The sequence below is a fragment of the Pseudomonas sp. NY8896 genome, from assembly GCF_039634505.1.
Map to the genome: position 1 here is coordinate 268,191 of NZ_CP132350.1, position 21,343 is coordinate 289,533.

16 protein-coding genes are annotated in these 21,343 nt (G+C 61.9%); 9 read left to right on the top strand and 7 right to left on the bottom strand.

The genetic code is table 11. The features are described from left to right. The first annotated feature begins 119 nt into the window (after positions 1-119). The gene (gene betT / locus Q9451_RS01180) at positions 120-2,081 is read left to right on the top strand and encodes a choline transporter BetT (protein ID WP_171577237.1); all 1,962 of its coding nucleotides are present in this window, start codon (positions 120-122) and stop codon (positions 2,079-2,081) included. A 126-nt stretch (positions 2,082-2,207) separates the two neighbouring features. Here betT and tauD read toward each other — a convergent pair whose 3' ends face one another. From tauD to tauA, 4 genes are read right to left on the bottom strand one after another with little or no spacing between them, the layout of a single operon-like run. Further along, on the bottom strand, positions 2,208-3,041 hold the full coding sequence (gene tauD / locus Q9451_RS01185) for a taurine dioxygenase (protein WP_012270036.1): 834 nt from the start codon (positions 3,039-3,041) through the stop codon (positions 2,208-2,210). 48 nt (positions 3,042-3,089) lie between these two features. Beyond that, positions 3,090-3,929 (bottom strand): taurine ABC transporter permease TauC, encoded by an 840-nt coding sequence (tauC, locus tag Q9451_RS01190; RefSeq protein WP_012270037.1) that lies wholly within the window; start codon positions 3,927-3,929, stop codon positions 3,090-3,092. Continuing rightward, positions 3,926-4,714, bottom strand: coding sequence for a taurine ABC transporter ATP-binding subunit (gene tauB, locus Q9451_RS01195; RefSeq protein WP_012270038.1), 789 nt, complete (start codon positions 4,712-4,714; stop codon positions 3,926-3,928). Before tauB ends, tauC begins: the two co-directional genes overlap by 4 nt. A 13-nt stretch (positions 4,715-4,727) precedes the next feature. Next, the gene (tauA, locus tag Q9451_RS01200; protein ID WP_012270039.1) at positions 4,728-5,699 is read right to left on the bottom strand and encodes a taurine ABC transporter substrate-binding protein; all 972 of its coding nucleotides are present in this window, start codon (positions 5,697-5,699) and stop codon (positions 4,728-4,730) included. A gap of 508 nt (positions 5,700-6,207) precedes the next feature. Between tauA and Q9451_RS01205 the strand changes: the two genes are divergently transcribed. The 8 genes from Q9451_RS01205 to Q9451_RS01240 all read left to right on the top strand — a co-directional run bounded on the left by Q9451_RS01205 (position 6,208) and on the right by Q9451_RS01240 (position 13,379). Continuing rightward, the gene (locus Q9451_RS01205; protein ID WP_012270040.1) at positions 6,208-7,536 is read left to right on the top strand and encodes an OprD family porin; all 1,329 of its coding nucleotides are present in this window, start codon (positions 6,208-6,210) and stop codon (positions 7,534-7,536) included. Positions 7,537-7,701: 165 nt separating this feature from the next. Continuing rightward, on the top strand, positions 7,702-8,340 hold the full coding sequence (locus tag Q9451_RS01210) for a peroxiredoxin (protein WP_012270041.1): 639 nt from the start codon (positions 7,702-7,704) through the stop codon (positions 8,338-8,340). 308 nt (positions 8,341-8,648) lie between these two features. Beyond that, positions 8,649-9,242 carry an NADPH-dependent FMN reductase gene (ssuE, locus tag Q9451_RS01215; RefSeq protein ID WP_012270042.1) on the top strand — a complete coding sequence of 198 codons (594 nt, stop codon included), beginning with the start codon at positions 8,649-8,651 and terminating at the stop codon, positions 9,240-9,242. 85 nt (positions 9,243-9,327) lie between these two features. Beyond that, a complete protein-coding gene (locus Q9451_RS01220; protein WP_012270043.1) occupies positions 9,328-10,293 on the top strand; it encodes a sulfonate ABC transporter substrate-binding protein in 966 nt (321 codons plus the stop codon). 60 nt (positions 10,294-10,353) lie between these two features. Further along, positions 10,354-11,502 carry an FMNH2-dependent alkanesulfonate monooxygenase gene (gene ssuD, locus Q9451_RS01225; protein ID WP_012270044.1) on the top strand — a complete coding sequence of 383 codons (1,149 nt, stop codon included), beginning with the start codon at positions 10,354-10,356 and terminating at the stop codon, positions 11,500-11,502. Between the two features lie 10 nt (positions 11,503-11,512). Further along, positions 11,513-12,310 (top strand): aliphatic sulfonate ABC transporter permease SsuC, encoded by a 798-nt coding sequence (gene ssuC / locus Q9451_RS01230; RefSeq protein ID WP_012270045.1) that lies wholly within the window; start codon positions 11,513-11,515, stop codon positions 12,308-12,310. Then, the gene (gene ssuB / locus Q9451_RS01235; protein WP_345960883.1) at positions 12,307-13,119 is read left to right on the top strand and encodes an aliphatic sulfonates ABC transporter ATP-binding protein; all 813 of its coding nucleotides are present in this window, start codon (positions 12,307-12,309) and stop codon (positions 13,117-13,119) included. The genes ssuC and ssuB overlap by 4 nt, the downstream gene beginning before the upstream one ends. A 44-nt stretch (positions 13,120-13,163) precedes the next feature. Next, a complete protein-coding gene (locus Q9451_RS01240; RefSeq protein WP_008095172.1) occupies positions 13,164-13,379 on the top strand; it encodes a molybdopterin-binding protein in 216 nt (71 codons plus the stop codon). A 46-nt stretch (positions 13,380-13,425) separates the two neighbouring features. Here the strand turns inward: Q9451_RS01240 and Q9451_RS01245 are convergent, their stop codons facing one another. The 3 genes from Q9451_RS01245 to gshA all read right to left on the bottom strand — a co-directional run bounded on the left by Q9451_RS01245 (position 13,426) and on the right by gshA (position 21,216). Continuing rightward, positions 13,426-18,918: a DUF6543 domain-containing protein gene (locus tag Q9451_RS01245; protein WP_012270047.1), complete on the bottom strand. Its 5,493-nt coding sequence runs from the start codon at positions 18,916-18,918 to the stop codon at positions 13,426-13,428. Between the two features lie 85 nt (positions 18,919-19,003). Next, on the bottom strand, positions 19,004-19,639 hold the full coding sequence (locus Q9451_RS01250) for a TetR/AcrR family transcriptional regulator (RefSeq protein WP_012270048.1): 636 nt from the start codon (positions 19,637-19,639) through the stop codon (positions 19,004-19,006). Then, the gene (gshA, locus tag Q9451_RS01255) at positions 19,639-21,216 is read right to left on the bottom strand and encodes a glutamate--cysteine ligase (protein WP_171577235.1); all 1,578 of its coding nucleotides are present in this window, start codon (positions 21,214-21,216) and stop codon (positions 19,639-19,641) included. Before gshA ends, Q9451_RS01250 begins: the two co-directional genes overlap by 1 nt. Between the last annotated feature and the right edge of the window lie 127 nt (positions 21,217-21,343).

Genomic DNA, 21,343 nt, shown 5'->3' on the forward strand with positions numbered 1-21,343 from the left:
CCGGTGTTCAACAGGAGGATTCCTTTGCTGAACCCGTTCATTCCGAACCTTACGTCATTCGACGAGGTGCACGCCCGATGAGTGCACCGAACCCTTCCCTTGCCAATGGCAAGATCCGCATGAACCCCCCGGTGTTCTACTTCGCGGCTAGTTTCATCCTCATCTTTGGCCTGGTGGTCATCTCCAACCCGCAAGCGGCAGGTGACTGGTTGCTGGCGGCGCAGAACTGGGCGGCCAACACGGTCGGCTGGTACTACATGCTGGCGATGACGCTGTACCTGGTCTTCGTGGTGGTCACCGCCTTGTCTGGCTACGGCAAGATCAAGCTCGGTGCCGACCACGACGAACCCGAGTTCAGTTACCTGTCGTGGGCCGGCATGCTGTTTGCCGCTGGTATCAGCATCACCCTGTTCTTTTTCTGCGTCTCCGAACCGCTGACCCACATGCTGCAGCCGCCCCAGGGCGAAGCGGGCACGGCCGAGGCCGGGCGTCAGGCAATGCAGATTCTGTTCCTGCACTGGGGCCTGCATGGCTGGGGCGTCTTCGCCTTCGTCGGTATGGCGCTGGCGTACTTCGCCTACCGCCACAACCTACCGCTGGCCCTACGCTCGGCGCTGTACCCGCTGATCGGCAAACGCATCAACGGCCCGATCGGCTACGCGGTGGACGGCTTCGGCATCATCGCCACGGTGTTCGGCCTGGGCGCCGACATGGGCTTTGGGGTGCTGCATCTGAACGCCGGCCTCGACTACCTGTTCGGCATCAGCCACAGCCAGTGGGTGCAGGTGATCCTCATCACCCTGATGATGGGCGCGGCCGTGGCCGTGGCTGTCGCCGGGGTGGAAAAGGGGGTGCGGGTGATGAGCGACATCAACCTGTTCCTGGCCTGCGCACTGCTGCTGTTCGTGCTGTTCGCCGGCCCTACCCAGCACCTGTTCAATACGCTCATCCAGAACCTGGGCGACTACCTGGGCGCTTTGCCACGCAAGAGCTTCGACGTGTATGCCTACGGTGAAAACCGCGATTGGCTGGGTGGCTGGACAGTGTTCTATTGGGCCTGGTGGATTGCCTGGGCGCCGTTCGTGGGGCTGTTCATCGCCCGTATCTCCCGTGGCCGCACCATCCGCGAGTTCGTCTTTGGCGTGCTGTTGATTCCGCTCGGTTTCACCCTGGCGTGGATGTCGATCTTCGGCAACAGCGCGCTGGACCAGGTGATCAACCACGGCATGACCGCGCTGGGACAGTCGGCCCTGGATAACCCGTCGATGAGCCTGTACCTGCTGCTGGAGACCTACCCCTGGAGCAAGGCGGTGATCGCCACCACGGTGTTCATCAGCTTCGTGTTCTTCGTTACCTCGGCCGACTCGGGCACCGTGGTGCTGTCGACCTTGTCGGCCAAGGGCGGCGAAGCCGACGAGGATGGGCCGAACTGGCTGCGCATCTTCTGGGGCGCGATGACTGCGCTGATCACCAGCGCGCTGTTGTTCGCCGGCAGTATCGATTCGCTGAAGTCGGCGGTGGTGCTGACTTCGTTGCCGTTCTCGCTGATTCTGCTGTGCATGATGTGGGGGCTGCACAAGGCGTTCTACCTCGAGTCGCAGCGGCAGATCGCGCAGATGCACTCGCTGGCGCCGTTTGCCCAGTCACGTCGCGGCCGTGGCGGCTGGCGCCAGCGCCTGAGCCAGGCGGTGCATTTCCCGTCGCGTGATGAGGTGTACCGTTTCATGGATGACGTGGTGCGCCCGGCGATTGCCGACGTGCGGGAAGTGTTCGAGCAGAAGGGCCTGGTGCTGATTACCCAGGACGACCCGAGCCACGACAATGTCAGCTTGAAGATTGGCCATGGTGAGGAACAGCCGTTCATTTACCAGGTGCAGATGCGTGGTTATTTCACGCCATCGTTCGCCCTGGGTGGGCTGGGGACGCAGGAGTTGAAGAACCGCCGTTATTATCGGGCGGAGGTGCACCTGAGCGAAGGCAGCCAGAACTATGACCTGGTGGGCTACAGCAAGGAGCAGATCATCAACGACATCCTCGACCAGTACGAGCGGCACATGCAGTACTTGCATCTGGTTCGGTAATAACCTGTACCGGCCTCTTCGCGGGTAAACCCGCTCCCACAGGTACAGCGCAGGCTTCAAAACCGGTGCCATCCCTGTGGGAGCGGTTTTACCCGCGAAGAGGCCGGGGCTGTTGATGAATTTCTGTTAGAAGGGTGCATCACCCAGGATGGTCGCCCGATGCATCACCCGCCGGTTCGGCCGGTAATCATCCACCGCAAAATGCTGGGTCACGCGGTTGTCCCAGAACGCCACGTCATTCTCCTGCCAGCGCCAGCGAATGCTGAACTCCGGCCGTGTCGCATGGGCGAACAGCAGCCTCAGCAGTGCATCGCTTTCCAGCTCGCTCAGCTCATTGATGCGCGTCGTAAACCCTTCATTGACGAACAACGCCTTGCGCCCGCTCACCGGGTGCGTGCGCACCACCGGGTGCGACAGCGGTGGGTTGTTGCGCCGCGTGGCCTCCCAGCGCGCCAGGTCTTCTGGCGTGGTGCCAAAGCGCTCCAACGGGAACGACTTGGTGAAGTCGTGGGTGGCGGTCAGCCCGTCTAGCATCTCACGCAGCGGCACCGACAAGGCTTCGAACGCCGCAATGCCGCTGGCCCACAGGGTATCGCCACCGTAGGCCGGCAGTTGCTTGGCACTGAGCACCGCGCCCAGCGCCGGGGTCGGCAGAAAGGTCACGTCGGTGTGCCACACGGCGTTGTCGCGCACATCGGTCACTGCCGTATCGAGCACCAGCACTTGCGGGGTTTCTGGCACGTTCGGGTAGATCGGGTGGATGTGCAGGTCCCCGAAGCGGGCGGCAAAGCGCGCCTGTTGCTCCGGGTTGATCGGCTGGTTGCGGAAGAACAGCACCTGATGCTGCAGCAATGCCTGTTCGATGGCGTCACGCGCTTGCGCGCTGATATCGCGGCTGATGTCCACGCCGCTGATCTGGGCGCCAAGGGCCGGGCTGAGGGGGGTAATGGTCAGGCTCATGTCTTTTCTCGTGCTAGGCGCCGGGTTGCCGGCGTGGTCAGTCGGCAATCAGTGGCTCTGCCCATGCCAGGGCACCAGTTTGCGTTGCAGGGCACGCAGGCTCATTTCCAGGGCGAAGGCGATCAGGGCGATCAGCAGAATGCCCAGCACCACCACGTCGGTGACCAGGAACTGCGCCGCCGACTGCACCATGAAGCCCAGGCCGCTGGTGGCGGCGATCAGTTCGGCGGCGACCAGGGTCGACCAGCCGACGCCCAGGCCGATGCGGATGCCGGTAAGGATGTCGGGCAGCGCACTGGGCAGGATCACATGGCGGATCAGCTGGGCCTTGGTCGCACCCAGCGACTGCGCCGCCCGCAGCTTGGCCGGGTCGACCGTGCGCACACCGGTGGCGGTGGCAATGGCGATGGGGGCGAAGATGGCCAGGTAGATCAGCAGCACCTTGGACAGCTCGCCGATACCGCACCAGATGACGATCAGCGGCAGGTAGGCCAGCGGTGGGATCGGCCGATAGAACTCGATCAGCGGGTCGAGAATGCCGCGCGCCACGCGGTTGTAGCCGATGGCGATGCCCACCGGGATGGCGGTGAGGGTGGCGGCCAGCAGGGCCAAGCCGATGCGGCCCAGGCTGGCGCCCAGGTGCTGCCACAGGCTGGCGTCCATGTAGCCTTGGGTGAGCAGTGTCCAGGCCCTGGCCAGGATGTCGCCGGGCGAGGGCAGGAACAGCGGCTCGATCCAGCCGGCGGCCGTCACCAGCCACCAGGCCAGCAGCAGGCTGGTCAGGGTCAGGGTGCTGATCCAGCGGGTGGACAGTGGGCGGCGCAGCTTGGCGGCTGGCCGGGCTTGGGTGTCGTGTTTGCCGGCGACCGGCAGGTCCAGGCTGCTCATGCGGGCTCCTGCAGGCTTTGGCGTTGGGAAAATACCCGCGCCAGCACATGCTCGCGGGTTTCGATGAAGGCAGGGTCGGACTTGATGGCCCGGGCCGATTCGCCAGCGGCGTAGCGCTGGCCGAAGTCCAGTTGCAGGCGTTCCACCACGCGCCCAGGGTTGGGGGCCAGCAGTACCAGCTCGCTGGCGAGGAACACGGCTTCTTCGATGTCGTGGGTAATCAGGAACACCGGCTTGGCGGTGCGCTGCCAGACCTGCAGCAGCAGTTCCTGCATCTGCTCGCGGGTGAAGGCGTCGAGGGCGCCGAACGGTTCATCCATCAGCAATACCCGAGGGTCGGCCGCCAACGCGCGGGCCAGGCCCACCCGCTGTTTCTGGCCACCGGACAACTGCCAGATGCGCCGTTCGCCGAAGCCCGCGAGGTCGACGAGGGCGAGCATTTCACGGGCCTTGGCCTCACGCTGAGCGCGGGGCACGCCGGCCAGTTCGAGGCCGAAGGCGACATTGCCCAGCACGTTTTGCCATGGCAGCAGGGCATCGTCCTGAAACACCACACCGCGCTCGGCACCTGGGCCCTGCACCGGTAAGCCGTCGAGGGTGATGCGCCCGCCGCTGGGGGCGACGAAGCCGGCGATCAGGTTGAGCAGCGAAGTCTTGCCGCTGCCCGAAGGCCCCAGGGCCACCAGCAACTGGCGAGGCCCCAGGCTCAGGTTGATGTCGGCCAGCACCGGGGTGCTGGCGCCAGGGTACTGTGCGCTGATGCGCTCCAGTTCGAGCAAGGCCATGACGGGCTCCGGATCAGTTTGGAAGGAACTTGGCGCTGACGTACGGCGAGTAGTCCGGCAGCACGGCTTCGACCTTGCCTTGCTGCTTGAGGAAGTTGGCGGTATCGGTCAGTGCTTGGGTGGTCGGCGCGCCCAGGGCATTGGCCTGGTCCGCAGCCAGTGGGTAGACGTTGCCCTCCAGCAGCACCGGGATGTCGCTGGCCTTGGCGCCGGACAGCTTCACCAGCTTGTCTACGTTGGCCTTGTCGGCCAGCCAGGCTTTCGGGTCTTTGCGGTAGTCGGCGTAGGCATCGAGCGTGACCTTGGCAAACGCCTTGACCACATCAGGGTGTTTCTCAGCGAAGTCCTTGCGCACGATCCAGGCGTCGAAGGTTGGCGCGCCTTTCTGGGCCAGTTCGCCGGAGGTGATCAGTACCTTGCCATTTTCCTTGGCCACGCCCAGGGCCGGGTCCCATACGTAGGTGGCGTCGATGTCGCCGCGCTTCCAGGCAGCAATGATGGCCGGTGGGGCCAGGTTGAGGATCTGTACCTTGGAAGCGTCGATGTTCCAGCTTTTCAGGGCCGCCAGCAGGCTGTAGTGGCCAGTGGAAACGAACGGTACGGCGACTTTCTTGCCGACCAGGTCCTGCGGGGTCTTGATGCTGTCGCGAGCGACCAGCGCCTCACCGGCACCAATCTGCGTGGCGATCAGGAAGGTCTCGACCGGCAGCTTGCGGGTGGCAGCCGCGGCCAGTGGGCTGGAACCCAGGTAGCCGATCTGCACGTCGCCGCTGGCCACTGCGGTGATCACGTCGGCGCCGTTGTCGAATTTGCGCCAGTCGATGCTGGCCTTGCTGGCCTTTTCGTAGTCGCCATCCACCTGGGCCACTTTGGCTGGGTCAACGGTGGTCTGGTAGGCCACGGTCAGGTCGGCAGCCTGGGCTAACCAGCTGGTGCTGGCGAGGGTCAGGGCAGCGAACAGGCGCAGCGGAGCGTGCGGGATCATGGTTGAACCTCTCGTCAGGCAATTGGGGGCTGGATGACGAGAAGGCTAAATGATCTAAGAAAGTTAAAATAAATAACTTTTTTGCATTAGCTTAGGAGACAAATGCTTTAAGCGGCTGGGCGCTCTGACGCGGTGGTTTCGCTCAATGGCGAAATCAGCGGAGCCTGCTAGGCTTTTTCGTCCCTATAGAACGATACGGAATTAGGTTATGAGCAAACGTTTGCAAATAACCAAAAGTTATGAATTGTGCGACTGCTACAACGAATGGCAGTAAAGGTTCCAACCATATTCCGTAAAAATCTTACGAATTCATAAAACGGTCATTTTGGATTTATAGGATTGTCATTATCCTGTAGCGCAGGTGGCGTCTTAGACCAAAGTCGCGAAACGTTTAGAAACGATTGACTTAATGGTCACGCTTTGGGACTAAATCGCCAATCCACGGTGAGCGGGGCAGCAGACCCTTCCGCCAGAGATACACAAGAATTAGAACGTAGAGGAGCAAAACATGTACAAGTCCAGCCTGGCTCTGGCCGTGGCACTGGGGGTTCTCGCCCAACAAGCAGGCGCTGCCGGTTTCGTTGAAGACAGCAAACTGTCGCTCAGCTCGCGCACCATGTACTTCAACAACGACAACCGTGACGGCGGTGCAGACAACCGCGAATCGGGTCAGGGCTTCAAGCTCGACTACATCTCCGGCTTCACCGAAGGCACCGTTGGTTTTGGTGTCGATGCCCAGGCCCTGTGGGGTATCCACCTGGACGGTGGCCGTGGCAAGCACCCTGACAACAGCAGCTTCTTCCCAAGCGACACCGACGGTTCGGCTGTGAGCCAGTGGGCGCGTGTTGGCGCCAACGCCAAGGCCCGCTTCTCGAAGACCGAGGTGCACTTCGGTAGCGCCCTGGCGCCGAACCTGCCGATCCTGGTCTCCAACGATGGCCGTCTGCTGCCGCAAACCTTCGAGGGTGGCACCATCCAGTCGAAGGAAATCGACAACCTGACCATCAACGCCGGTCAGCTGACCCACGCCATGGGCCGTGCGTCGAGCAACCGTACGGGTCTGTCGGTCAACGGTGGTACCCAGGACAGCAACAAGTTCCGTTACGGCGGCCTGGACTACAAGCTCACCAAAGACCTGACCCTGCAGTACTACTACTCGAACCTGGAAGACTACTACAAGCAGCACTTCCTGGGCCTGACCCACGTGTTCCAGATCGACCAGGACCAGTCGTTCAAGACTGACCTGCGTTACTTCGACAGCAGCAGCGACGGCAAGAACGGCGAAGCCGGCTACCGCTTCAACAACAACGGTGGCTACGCCAAGAACACTGGCGAGGTCGACAACAAGACCTGGTCCGCGATGTTCACCTACACCCTGGGTGGCCACTCGCTGATGCTCGGCCACCAGCGCGTCAATGACGACGGTGGCTTCGTCTGGTTGAACCAGGGCAGCGTGGTTGACGGCAACGGCCGCAACGAAGGCGCCGGTGGTTCCAGCTTCTACCTGTTCACCGACAGCATGATCAACCAGTTCGCCAAGGCCGGTGAAAACACCACCTTCGGTCAGTACGCCTACGACTTCGCTCGCCTGGGCGTGCCGGGCCTGAAAGCCTCGGTTGCCTACCTGAAAGGTGAAGACGGCAAGAACGCCGTTGGCGGCGGTACTTTCAGCGAATGGGAACGTGACGCTCGCGTCGACTACGTTATCCAGGAAGGCACCTTCAAGGGCCTGGGCGCCAGCCTGCGTCACGGCGTATACCGTGGCACCGGCACCAGCTCGCTGGCTGACCAGGATCAGACCCGTCTGATCTTCAACTACACTTACAACTTCCTGTAAGCCGTAGCTGAACAAGAAGCCTCGCCTAGTGCGAGGCTTTTTTGTGCCTGCACATTCGTATGCATTATGGTTATAAATAAATCGTTATTTATTCTTTTTGTTTTTAACCGAATGCAGGCACATTGAACCCATACGGTACAGAACCCAGCCAAGGAGCCGCAGCCCATGAGCCTCAAACTCGGCGATATCGCCCCCGATTTCGAACAGGATTCCAGCGAAGGCAAGATCCGCTTCCACGAGTGGCTGGGCAATAGCTGGGGGGTGTTGTTCTCTCACCCGGCCGACTTCACCCCGGTGTGCACCACCGAGCTGGGCCTGACGGCCAAGCTCAAAGACGATTTCGCCAAGCGTGGGGTCAAGGCCATCGCCCTGTCGGTGGACCCGGTGGACTCGCACCACCGTTGGATCGAGGACATCAACGAAACCCAGAACACCGTGGTCAATTTCCCGATCATCGCCGACGCCGACCGCAAGGTATCCGACCTGTACGACCTGATTCACCCGAACGCCAGCGACACCCTGACCGTGCGCTCGCTGTTCGTCATCGACCCGAACAAAAAGGTGCGCCTGACCATCACCTATCCGGCCAGTACCGGGCGCAACTTCAACGAAATCCTGCGAGTGATCGATTCGCTGCAGTTGACCGACAACCACAAGGTCGCCACGCCAGGTAACTGGCAGGACGGCGACGAGGTGGTGATCGTGCCTTCGCTCAAAGATGAGGAAGAGATCAAGCAGCGCTTCCCCAAAGGTTACCGGGCGGTCAAACCCTATCTGCGGCTAACCCCTCAGCCAAATCGCTAATGGATTCCTCGTTGCATCGCTCTTAGCCAAGCAGGGATTTTCGGGCCGTTTCGACGGCCCTTTTTTATGCCTGCAGGCTTTTTGAGGCCTAGGGCTGCTGCGCAGCCCATCGCGACACAAGGCCGCTCCTACCTGCAGGTCGCGGTCCTTTGTAGGAGCGGCCTTGTGTCGCGATGGGCCGCAAAGCGGCCCTAAGATCTCAAACCCTACAAAGCACTTTATGGAATAAACAAATGAAAAAATATGATTTCTAGATATATATGCCAGCTGTTAATGTCAGCTCCAACAGAACACAAGGAAGCGCTGCAATGCTGGTGGTATCAATCGGTGGTAGCCCAAGTTCCCGTTCACGCTCCGGCGTGCTGCTCGAGCGTTCGCGCCAGTGGCTGCAGAACCGTGGCGTTGAAGTGGTGACCTTCCAGGTGCGTGACTTCCCCGCCGAAGACTTGCTGCATGCCCGTTTCGACAGCCCGCAGGTGCAGCACTTCCAGCAACTGGTGGCCCAGGCCGATGGCCTGATCGTTTCTACCCCGGTGTACAAGGCATCGTTCGCCGGGGCATTGAAGACACTGCTCGACCTGCTGCCCGAACGCGCATTGGCCCACAAGATCGTGTTGCCAATCGCCACCGGTGGCAGCATCGCCCACATGCTGGCGGTGGATTACGCATTGAAGCCGGTGCTGTCGGCACTCAAGGCGCAAGAGACCCTGCAAGGGATCTTCGCCGACGACAGCCAGGTTGCCTACGCAGAAGGCGCCCGGCCGGCACAGTTGGTACCCGCACTTGAAGAGCGCCTGCACGACTCGCTGGAAACCTTCCACGTTGCCCTGGCCCGCCGGCCGCGCCCCGTGGCGCCTGGTGTACTGAACGAACGCTTGATCAGCGCTCGCTGGAGCATCTGAACGGCACTACCCGCTACACCACCTTACTCGCCCGACAACGAGGCAAGCAGGTGCAACCCGAACCTCATTCGCACAGGAGAGCGCCATGCGCACTGTCTTCTTGCGTCGCGGTCTGGTCGCCCTGTTTGCGGCGGCTGTGTCCTTCGGCGCCATTACTCAAGCCCAGGCCGAAAGCCTGCGTATCGGTTACCAGAAATACGGCACCTTGGTGCTGCTCAAGGCCAAGGGCACGCTGGAGAAGCGCCTGGCCGAGCAGGGCGTGCAGGTGCAGTGGACCGAATTCCCCGGTGGCCCGCAGCTCCTCGAAGGGCTCAACGTCGGGTCCATCGATTTCGGCGTAACAGGCGAAACCCCGCCCGTGTTCGCCCAAGCCGCTGGTGCCGATCTGCTCTACGTGGCCTACGAGCCGCCTGCGCCGCACAGCGAGGCGATTCTGGTGCCGAAGGGCTCGCCGATCCAGTCGGTGAAGGACCTCAAGGGCAAAAAAGTCGTTCTCAACAAAGGCTCCAACGTGCACTACCTGTTGGTGCGCGCCCTGGAAGACGCCGGCCTCAAATACAGCGATATCCAGCCGGTCTACCTGCCCCCGGCCGATGCCCGCGCGGCGTTCGAGCGTGGCAGCGTCGATGCCTGGGTGATTTGGGACCCTTACCAGGCCGCCGCCGAACAACAGCTGCAAGCGCGCACCCTGCGTGACGGCAAGGGCCTGGTCGACAACCATCAGTTCTACCTGGCCACCCGCAACTACGCGACCCAGCACCCGGCAGTGATCAACACGGTGATCGAGGAAGTGCGCGCCGTGGGCGAGTGGTCCCAGGCCAACCCGCAGGAAGTGACCGACCAGGTCGCACCGCTGCTCGGCCTGCCCGCCGACATCACCCTGACCTCGGTCAAGCGTCAAGGCTATGGTGCCGCGCCACTGACGCCAGAGGTAGTGGCTGCGCAACAGAAGATCGCCGACACCTTCCAGGCGCTCAAGCTGATACCCAAGCCGCTGAGCATCAAGGACGTGATCTGGACACCCCCGGCCAAGGTCGCTAGCGCGCCTTGATTGTTTCGCCTGTGCCGGGGCGACGCTCCGGCTTGAGCCACCCTTGAGGAGACAACTCCAATGAGCCTTAACATTTTCTGGTTCCTCCCAACCCACGGTGACGGCAAGTACCTGGGCACTTCCGACGGCGCTCGTGCGGTCGATCACGGTTACCTGCAGCAGATTGCGCAGGCCGCCGACCGCTTGGGCTTTGGTGGGGTGCTGATCCCTACCGGCCGTTCCTGCGAGGACTCCTGGCTGGTGGCAGCGTCGCTGATCCCGGTGACACAGCGACTGAAGTTTCTCGTGGCCCTGCGCCCGGGCATCATTTCGCCGACCGTAGCGGCCCGCCAGGCGGCAACCCTGGATCGCCTGTCCAATGGCCGTGCGCTGTTCAACCTGGTAACCGGTGGCGACCCTGACGAGCTGGCCGGTGACGGCCTGCATCTGAACCACCAGGAGCGCTACGAAGCCTCGGTCGAGTTCACCCGTATCTGGCGCAAGGTGCTGGAAGGCGAAAACGTCGATTACGACGGTAAACACATCCAGGTAAAGGGCGCCAAGCTGCTCTACCCACCGATTCAGCAACCACGTCCGCCACTGTATTTCGGCGGTTCGTCCGAGGCCGCACAGGACCTGGCCGCCGAACAGGTCGAGCTGTACCTGACCTGGGGCGAGCCACCGAGCGCCGTTGCTGAAAAAATCGCCCAAGTGCGTGAAAAAGCTGCTGCCCAAGGCCGCGAAGTGCGCTTCGGTATCCGCCTGCATGTGATCGTGCGGGAAACCAACGAAGAAGCCTGGGCTGCCGCCGACCGCCTGATCTCGCACCTGGACGATGACACCATCAGCCGCGCCCAGGCCTCGCTGGCGCGCTTCGACTCGGTGGGCCAGCAGCGCATGGCTGCCCTGCACGGCGGCAACCGCGACAACCTGGAAGTCAGCCCCAACCTGTGGGCGGGTGTCGGGCTGGTACGTGGTGGGGCGGGAACCGCGCTGGTAGGCGATGGCCCGACTGTGGCGGCGCGGGTCAAGGAATATGCCGAGCTGGGTATCGATACCTTCATCTTCTCCGGTTATCCACATCTGGAAGAGTCGTACCGCGTGGCCGAACTGCTGTTCCCGCACCTGGATGTGCAGCGCCCGGAGCAACCAAAGACCGGTGGTTACGTGAGCCCGTTCGGCGAGATGGTGGCCAACGACATCCTGCCCAAGTCCGTATCGCAGAGCTGAGGGCCGGGCCATGAGTCGTGCAACTTCCTCCAACCTGGCCCAGCGCCTGGCGCCCTGGGCGTTGCCGGTGCTGCTGTTGGCAGCCTGGCAGCTGGCGGTCAGTGCTGGCTGGCTGTCGACGCGCATTCTGCCGGCGCCCAGCGCAGTGGTCAGCGCCGGTGTCGAGCTGGTGCGCAGCGGCGAAATCTGGACCCACCTGGCCATCAGTGGCTGGCGTGCCGGGCTGGGCTTCGTCATCGGCGGCAGCATCGGCCTGGTGCTGGGCTTCATCACCGGCCTGTCGAACTGGGGCGAACGCCTGCTCGACAGCTCGGTGCAGATGATCCGCAACGTGCCGCACTTGGCGCTGATCCCACTGGTGATCCTGTGGTTCGGTATCGACGAGTCGGCAAAGATCTTCCTGGTCGCGTTAGGCACGTTGTTCCCGATCTACCTGAACACCTACCACGGCATCCGCAACGTCGACCCGGCGCTGGTGGAAATGGCACGCAGCTACGGCTTGTCCGGCTTCGGCCTGTTCCGCCAGGTGATCCTGCCGGGGGCGCTGCCTTCGATCCTGGTGGGCGTGCGCTTCGCTCTGGGCTTCATGTGGCTGACGTTGATCGTTGCCGAAACCATCTCGGCCAACGCTGGTATCGGTTACCTGGCAATGAACGCCCGTGAGTTCCTGCAGACCGACGTGGTGGTGCTGGCCATCGTCCTGTATGCCGTGCTCGGCAAGCTCGCCGACCTCGCCGCTCGTGGCCTGGAACGCGTGTGGCTGCGTTGGCACCCAGCCTACCAAGTGGCCAAGAAGGAGGGCGCATGACCGTGCTCAAGGAACAGCCGCCACGCCTGTTGCGTGGCATCCCGCTGGCCTCCAATGGCCTGCGCAAAACCTTTGGCCAGCGCGAAGTGTTGAAGGGCATCGACCTGCACATTCCGGCCGGCCAGTTCGTGGCCATCGTCGGCCGCAGCGGCTGCGGCAAGAGCACCTTGCTGCGGCTGCTGGCCGGGCTCGACCAGCCCACAGCCGGCCAGTTGCTGGCCGGCGCTGCGCCGCTGGAAGAGGCTCGCGAAGAGACTCGCCTGATGTTCCAGGACGCACGCCTGCTGCCATGGAAGAAGGTAATCGACAACGTTGGCCTTGGCCTGTCTGGCGATTGGCGCCCGCGTGCGCTGGATGCATTGGAGGCGGTAGGCCTGGCCGATCGCGCCAATGAATGGCCGGCAGCCCTCTCGGGTGGCCAGAAGCAGCGCGTGGCGTTGGCCCGCGCCTTGATTCACCAGACGCGCCTGCTGTTGCTGGATGAGCCGCTCGGCGCGCTGGATGCATTGACCCGTATCGAGATGCAGCAATTGATCGAACGCCTGTGGCGTCAGCATGGCTTCACCGTGCTGCTGGTCACCCACGACGTCAGTGAGGCGGTTGCCGTGGCTGACCGGGTGATCCTGATCGAGGACGGCGAAGTCGGGCTCGACCTCACCGTCGACCTGGCGCGGCCTCGGGCGCGTGGTTCACACCGCCTGGCGGCACTGGAAAGCGAAGTGCTCAACCGTGTTCTGTCGGCCCCGGGCACTGCGCCCGAGCCGGATCCTGTAGCCCCTCTGCCCACGCAGTTGCGTTGGGCGCACTGAATGACCCACTTACCAGACTGAAGCCATAGAGAAGGAATAACATCATGACCATCAAAGCCATCAACGTCCGCAACCAGTTCAAAGGCACCGTGAAAGAAATCCTCGAAGGGCCAGTATTGTCGGAAATCGACGTGCAGACGGCCTCGGGTATCGTTACTTCGGTCATCACCACCCGCTCTGTAAAGGAGCTGGAGCTGCAGGTTGGCAGCGAAGTGATTGCCTTTGTGAAGTCGACTGAAGTGTCCATTGCCAAGTTGTAAGCATTCACCCCCAGGGCTGTTTTGCAGCTCTGGGGGTGATGTATTGTCAGCTGGCCGGCCGCAGGTTGCCGAATAGCCTGTTGGCTTGTGCCTCGCTCATGCTGCCACGCCACGCGCCTTCCCCGATGTCGCGTTCACTGGCCAGTTTCAGGTGACCTGCTTCAAGCCGAGTGAAGCCTTGTGCCGGTTGCTGGCGGAAGTGAAAGTGCGCGTACCACAATGGCTGCTGGGTACCCAGGTCATTGATGCGGTACTCCTCCAGGTATTCGACAGGGTTGCCCTTGCGGTCCGTCTTCGGCTTCAGTGTGCGTGACCAAACGATTTCCACTTCATTCTGTTCAAGCAGGTCTTCCAGATAGCCCACGGTGGGTTTGCCGGTTGCTTTGGTCTGGGCCGTTCGTAGCTGGCGACCAAATGCTTGTACCTGCTGGGCGGTCGTTTCCAGCCTATGCGTCAGCGCGGTTTGCTCTGGGTTGAGCGTGCCACCTGCTTTCTGCCGAATCCTGTCGGCGATGAAACGCAGTTGCTGTGCATGGCCTTGAGCGATGTCCTCCAGGTCGACGGGCACTGCTTGAGGTGTCTGGTACTGGCGCAACCGGGTTTGTTGCCTCGGGATATCGTCCAGCCGGGCAGTAGCGGTTTCCACAAGGCTCGACATCGTCTCGGTGGGGGCCGCACGCTCGGGCGTGGATAACAGCCATTCTCCCGCCTCGTTCCTGGCATAAACCGTATGAGGTTGATCCGAGTTGGGGTGGTTGATGCGCATGCGTGTCTGCCCCCGTTCGACGTACTCGTTGCCGATAAGCGGCCCCTCGGCGGTTTCGAACAGGCGTGGACGGCTTGGACCGCGAGCGGGCTGTACCGCAGGGCGCTGCCGGTTTGCAGTGACGCTATTGAGACTATCCTCAATATCGCTGACAAGCTGGCGCATCAACTGGCGCAACGAGCGTGTTTCGTTGGTCGACAGCAAGTCCTGGAACGTGTCTTGCCATGCGGTTACATGGCCAATAAAGCGCGTATAGCGGCCTTGCACGCTGGCCAGGAAGGTGCGCTCCTGAGCTCGGCTAAGGCCGGCCCTTTGTAGTTGAAGATGGCTGAAAAGCGTGCTGCGCAAGGCTGCCCCCTGTTCGTTGAAGTGCGCCATGAATGCCGCCATTTGTGGGTGTTCAACGGCGTTTGCGGTGAACAGTGTCGACGACAGGATGGACGCTCGAACGAGCCGGGTATTGGCTACATCGAGGGTCAGGCCCGTGCCTGTGACTTTTGCCAGGTAATCGGTCAGTGCTTTGCCCTGCAATTGGTTGCACCTGGCATGATGACCAATGGCCAGGCGCTCCACCTCCTGCAGCGTTTCGATCATTTCCTGGTTCGCCCGCAGCGAGTCCTGCGTGACGCGCCTCACCACATGGGTGGGTACCGAGGGCAGTGGCAGGGCCTGGATGGCACTGGTTGCACGCATTGACTGTTGCGTGGCCAAGGTGAAGCGGTCGGCCACCAGATGCATATCGAGTACGCTCATCTCACTGATGTTGGCCTCGCACAGTGAGGTGAACCGGGTGTAGTCCGATCTGCTCAGCGTCGAGCGCTGCTCCTTGAGGCGAGCAAGGCTGCGCGCATTGAACTCGATGTTCTGCATCAACTCATCGCTCAGCTGCTGGCGTGCATTGGCGATTACTGCCTGCTGAGCGTCGCTCAGTGCCCCCCCTTCGGCCACTACTCGCTTGGCCGAGTGGTAGGCCTCTTGTTTTGCGCGCATGCGTATCACGATGCGTTTCAGTTCGTCGTTGATGTCGTGTGCCAGCGCCATGCCGGTCAACTGCTGGGGTTGGCGGCGAAGCAGCACACGCCAGTAGGCAACACCATTCTCGTAAAGGGTGGTAAGTACGCCGCCGCCGCCCGCTAGGCCATTGTCGACCAGCAAGCCGCTCAGCCTGCCTGGTGTCCCCCAAACGCCCTGCTCACTCAGGCGCACGGGTTGCCGATAGGTACGAAGACCCTGTGGCTTGAGCCTCCAGGTGAAGTAAGCGGGGTCCCAGGTCACTGCATACCAGGCGTTGTTGCGGGAAATATAGCGTTGTCCTGTGGCCACATGCTCGAACACGCCAGCACCCTGCGGCAGTGTGGAACGCACCATTGGGCCAGCAGGCAATCCTGCTTCATAACCGGTGAACGGGCTAGGAGGCGCCTTGCGAGTACTGGTAATTGGCCGCAGCGGATCAAGGCGCTGGCGTCGCTGGGTAAGCAGACGCGCTGCAGTTGCAGGGTTGCGTTGGCTGGCTGCCAACGGCGCGAGCGTGAGGATGGCGTCGGTCAGCGATTGCAGCAGGCTGACCAGGTGTTGGATGCCTGTCTCCAGGTTGCCCTTGGCAAAAGCCGTGATCGCAGCATTCGCCGTGTGCCAGCCATCGTACAGCGCCAAGGCCGTGCCTGCGCCGGGCAACAGGCCAAGCACGAGCCTCAGCCCCAGGAAGAAGTAACGATCGAAAACGTCGGGCGCTGCAAGCACCATGTCGGCCTGGCTGCGCGACGTCGCGCGGTGGCTGCGGATGAGGTCGCCCATGTCCTGACGGCACTCATGCGTGGGCAAGGTTTCCGAGCGCGACGCGCCCATCTCTATGAACACCCGGAAGCCCTGTTGCAGCGCAGTGTTGATGTAACTTTCATGATGGTCTGGGTTGCCGGACTGGGCCTGGGTTGCGAGGTAGCGGGCCATCTTCGGGTCCAGCGCCATGCGCTGTAACGCCTCGCACGCTGCGCTGGTGCTGGCATGCTGGCTAACGACACTGCCATTGGGCGCGCCAGGCATGTACAACAGCACTGGGCCATTGGCGTCTGTTATGACATGTATGGCCGACAACCCCACACTGTCGCTGGAGCCGTCTGCTGCGGTTCCTGGCCTAAGCACCAGGGACAGGTATTGAACCGTTCTGGCAGAAACAGCATTGACCTGTTCGCGGCAGAAGGTTTCCAGCAGTCGCTGCCCATCAGCATCGAGGCTGGCCGGTTTGCACAGTGCCAACAAGCGCAGCCGATACGCGTAGGGAGCACGAAGCGTTTCGTGGCGCCACTCAACTTGCCAAGGGGTTTCTTGCTCGAAGCCCAGGTATGCATTGACGATGCGGTTTTCATAGCTGCCGGCGGCGTCTAGCCGGGTGATCAGCTCGGCAATGTAAGCGGGCGTGAGTGCTTGCTGCAGCGTCGGGTGGGTGGCCGGATCGAGCGTGATGATTGCATTATCCAGCAAGAGCCGTCGCTCATCGTCAAGCGCCACGAGGATGAAAGATTCAAGGCTGACATCACTGCGCGCCTCGCTGAACACTGGCACGTCGCGTGAACCTGCGCCGCCCGCTGCGGATTGGCCGGTCACTTGCTTTTTTACCGTGACACTGTTGGCAATGTTCAGGGTTATGTTCGGCATGGTCTGGAGGCCGAACTCATTGCACACGTGGTGTTCCAGCATGTGCCATGTGAACTGCTGGCGCGATGGCAGGCTTACTTTCAGCAGTTCACCCGCGGCGCGGACGGCGTCTTGGTATGCGCTCACCTGGGCAATCAATTCGGTGAGCTCATCGGCACCAAGGTGCTGCAGTGGCATGAGAAGTGTCTGGACACGGCTGCTGCGGTTCAGCTCAGCGAACCGCTCCAAGGCGATGGCCCTGGCCTGGTTCTCACTCATGCACAGCCGCTGCCGGGCTTGCTCTCGTGATGTGTTCGCGGGTAGTGACTCGACGATGGTTTGCACGCAGTGCTGCATGAAGTGCGCGGGAATGGGCGTTTGATCGAGTGTGACTGCGGGCGCATTGGAGAGTGCCTCTAGCAGTTGCACCGCATCCGCTGCGTGCACCGAGTCCAGTATCGCGTCTGGCCAGGCGCCGCACAGCGTTGCCAGCAGGTGCCTGGTGAGCGTGGCTTCATCCTCGAAAGCCATCAGGCCACCCTGTTGACCGGGGCGGTATAGCAGCAGTGAATAGTCCAAGGTGTCGTCAGTGTCCCCGACGGCTGCGCGGAATGTCATGTAGCCAGATAGCGCCCAGCTACGATCACCGGTGCCCAGCATGAGGGTGCTGGCTTGCACAGGGCGCTGGAGGCTTGGCCTGGGTCTGTCAACGAGCGCTTCCACCCAGCCCAGGTGGGTGGCTGAAAGCTCACCCATGGCGTGCTGCAAGCGTGCCTCCAGCAGCAAGCCCTGAGATAGTTCATGGCTGATTCGCGCTATGCGAGTCTGTTCCTCATGAGGCGCTTGCCAGTCATCGGCAGCGACTTGGTCGGGAAGCTCCAGCAGGAAGAGGTTCAGCGAATCCTGAAGCTTAACCAGCTGCTCCAGTTGCTCTCGCAGCCAGGTAACTTCCACCGAGGAGGGCTCTGTATCGTCTCCCAGATACTGCTCTAGCAGTGCTTCCTGGCGCTCGATGCGCTGCCGCCGCCAGCTTGTCGGCAGGTACTGCTCAAGGCTGTCAAAATGCAGCTCTTCGTTCGCCAGTGCGGCATCGGCAGCGATCAGGTCGTCAATGGTGTTGTCGGTCGTGGCGTCGAGGGAATCTGAAATGATCGAACCTCGCTGTGCTTCCCAATCCTGCAGGTCACTCCAAGCCAGGGGCTGAGTTGCAGGCTCTTTGCTGGCCTTGAATAAAAAATGGTCGGAAATTGCCTGGATGCGCAGCAGGTGCTCATCCAATAACACGCTGAAGCCATCGTTCGCGATCGGTGAGACGATGACGTTTTCGTTCGAGCCCGTGGTGATCGAATACCTCGGATCTGACCAGAACCAGAAATGGTTCTGATGCACCCAGTTGCGCAGGCTTTGCTGATTGTCGAACGTCAGTAGTGGGATTTGCGCGCCCGGCCTGTACATCAGCCAGCGTGAACCTTTCGGCTGAGGTGCAATCAGCAATGCCGCCGTGCTGGTAAGGCTCGCGCCATTAGGAAGCTGGCAGTCCAGTTGAGCATATTGCAAGTCAGGCTGATGGCCTTGTTGCCAGTTATCGATGTCCAGTTTGCCGGTGCCAAACGCCATATCCAGGTTGCTCTTAAAGTGTTGGCGCAGCAGGTTGCTTGCATGTTTTTGGCGCGAGAGGGTTGTACCCGGCATCCGGCCGTTCCAGTAGTCATGGGTGGCTTGAAAGTGGGCTGCATTCACTACAGGGCCGAGTTCGCTGAGCCAGTCACTGCCAGCCCATTTCGTTTGCGCCTGTGAGTCGTCCAACCCCCATGTGGTCCACGTCGTATAGGCGGTGGCGAATAGTGGGCTGGCCAGCAGGCGTGCGGCAAAAGTCATCAGGGTGACCTGGCTGTCGCCGTCTTGCAGCCCGCAGGTGTAGGGGTCGATGCCGAGGTGAGCGTGTAGCGTGGCTTGCAGTGTTTGTTTCACGGTGGGGGCACCGTTCAACAGGTTGCGTAATGCAGTGGCGGCACGACGCTGCGCGGGTCTGGCTGCCTCCAGCATGTTGCCTCTGCCGGCTAGCTGGCGGTCGAAGGTGTCTGTGTCTGTCAGGGGTAATGCTTTGACGTAATCGGTTTGCGAACTGCTGGCTGTGGGCATGAGCAATGGTCTCTTTGAGGGGGCGCGCTAGCGCAAGCCTCATTGAAACGATCACTTGGTTTTGCTGGGTGGTAGATGTTTAGGATCAGGCGCTATTGCGCTTGGGCAGGAAGGGGGGCAGGTAGAGTGACAGGTAGGCTTCGAACACGCGCATGCCTTCTTCCGCCATGCGCGGCGTGATCTGTTCGAACAGCTGCATTGAGCGAGCGTAGACACGGTCGCTCAGCTCCATGGCCAGCGCGAACACATCCACATCGCCCGGCATCGCCGGCAGCTGGAAATGCCGGTCGAACAGGCTGTGCATCAGTTCGCCCAGTTCCATATCGTGCTGGCGGTCAGCCTGCACCACTTCACTCAGCCCGTGTTGGGCGAGGATCAACTGGCGTGCGGCAGCATCTTCGTTGTAGATGGCGAGCATGCGTTGCTCGATCAGCCGCGACAGTTGGTGCCAGGTCGTGAAGGCAAGGCTGTCGATGGGGGCACTCAAGGCCTCGCGAAACGCACGGTGTACGTCGGCCGTCAGTGCTTCCAGCAACGCAGGTACGCTGGCGAAGAAGTGATACACCGACGACGGTGGAATCTGTGCCCGCTCGGCAACGCTGTAGATGGACAGTGCCGCTACCCCTTGTTCGGCCAGCAGCTCGCGCGCAGCCGCCAGGATCGCTTCGATCCTGGCTTGGCTGCTGGCGCGCGGTTTGCGTGGGGTGGCGGTGCGGTTCATCAGTTGCTGATTGCCAGGATGCTGGCCTGGTAAGCACCGACGAACAGGTCAAAGTCGCCGACTTCGTCTTGCTCCAGCTCTGATTGCCGGGCGAGCGACTCGCGGGCCAGCGTTTCGAATGCCTGCTGCTTTTCGCTGCTCAGCGGTTGCTCGCGGAATGTTTCGGCGTGGATACGGCTTTGGCGCAGCGAGAACTGGACGAAACTTTCGTCATGTTCGGTCATGCGTGCCAGCACCTGGGCCGATGGGGTCAGCGAGGTATCGTCGACCTTGGCCTGCTGGGCATCCAGGGCTTTGGCGTGGGCTTCGCCACCTTGGGCCTGGTCGAGCAGGTCGGCCAACTGGCGGATACGCTCGATCAGCTCGCTGGCCCAGTCTTTCAGGCCGATAGGCTGGCCATCGCGGTGCAGCTCGAGCCCCGGACGACGGCCTTCCTTGACCACGGTCAAGAAGTTGTCGGTGCACTGGCCGCACTCGCCGTTGTCCAGCTGCGGGCTTTCTTCCAGGGCGCAGAACAGCAGGAACGCATCGAGGAAGCGCGCTTCGGTCAGGTCGATGCCCACGGGCAGGAACGGGTTGATGTCCAGGCAACGCACCTCTACATACTGCACGCCCCGCGAGGTCAGGGCCTGGATCGGCCGTTCGCCGGTGTAGGTGACGCGCTTGGGGCGAATGTTCGAGTAGTACTCGTTTTCGATCTGCAGGATGTTGGTGTTCAGCTGCACCCATTCGCCGTCCACATGCGTGCCGACTTCAACGTAAGGCGGGTAGGGCGTGCCCACTGCTTTGCGCAGGCTGTCGGTGTAGCTGGCCAGGTTGTTGTAACACGGCGTAAGGCCGGCCTGGGCGTTGCTCTGGTAGCCCAGGTCGCTCATGCGCAGGCTGGTGGCGTAGGGCAGGAACAGGGTCTCGGCGTCCAGCTCTTCGAGCTGGTGCGGGCGGCCACGCAAAAAGCCTTTGTCCAGGGCCGGCGAGGCGCCGAACAGGTACATCAGCAGCCAGCTATAGCGGCGGAAGTTGCGGATCAGCGCGATGTAGGCCGACGACTGGTAGTCGCGGTCGTCTTCAGTGCTGCCTTCGGCTTCGCGCAGCAGGGGCCAAAGCGCCTCGGGCAGCGAGAAGTTGTAATGGATACCGGCAATGCACTGCATGGTGCGGCCGTAGCGAAGGGCCAGGCCCTTGCGGTAGACGTGCTTGAGCTTGCCGATGTTCGAGGTGCCGTACTCGGCGATCGGGATGTCCTCCTCGGCCGGTAGCGTGCACGGCATCGACGGGCTCCACAGGTATTCGTCGCCCAGCTTGCTGTAGACGAAACGGTGGGTCTCTTCGAGGCTTTCGAGCACCTTGGCCGGGTCGGGCAGGGCTGGGGTGATGAACTCCAGCAGCGACTCGGAATAATCGGTGGTGATCTGCTCGTTGGTCAGCGCCGATCCCAGTGCGTCCGGATGCGGGGTCTGGGCCAGGCGACCTTCGTCGGTCACGCGCAGGCATTCGCGCTCAATGCCGTGCAGGCACTGCTTGAGCAGGGGGAGATTGGCGCCGAGCAGGCTCAGGCGGCGGTTGAGGAGGTCGCTCAAGATGTATTCCTTCACGCGTCAGTCGCCCCAATATGGGGGTAGAGATAACGGTCTACAAGGGTAGGAAGAAAGGAACTGGCGTTGTCGCCTGGTTTACGCGGATCCAGCAGTGCCAGCGCACTGCTGA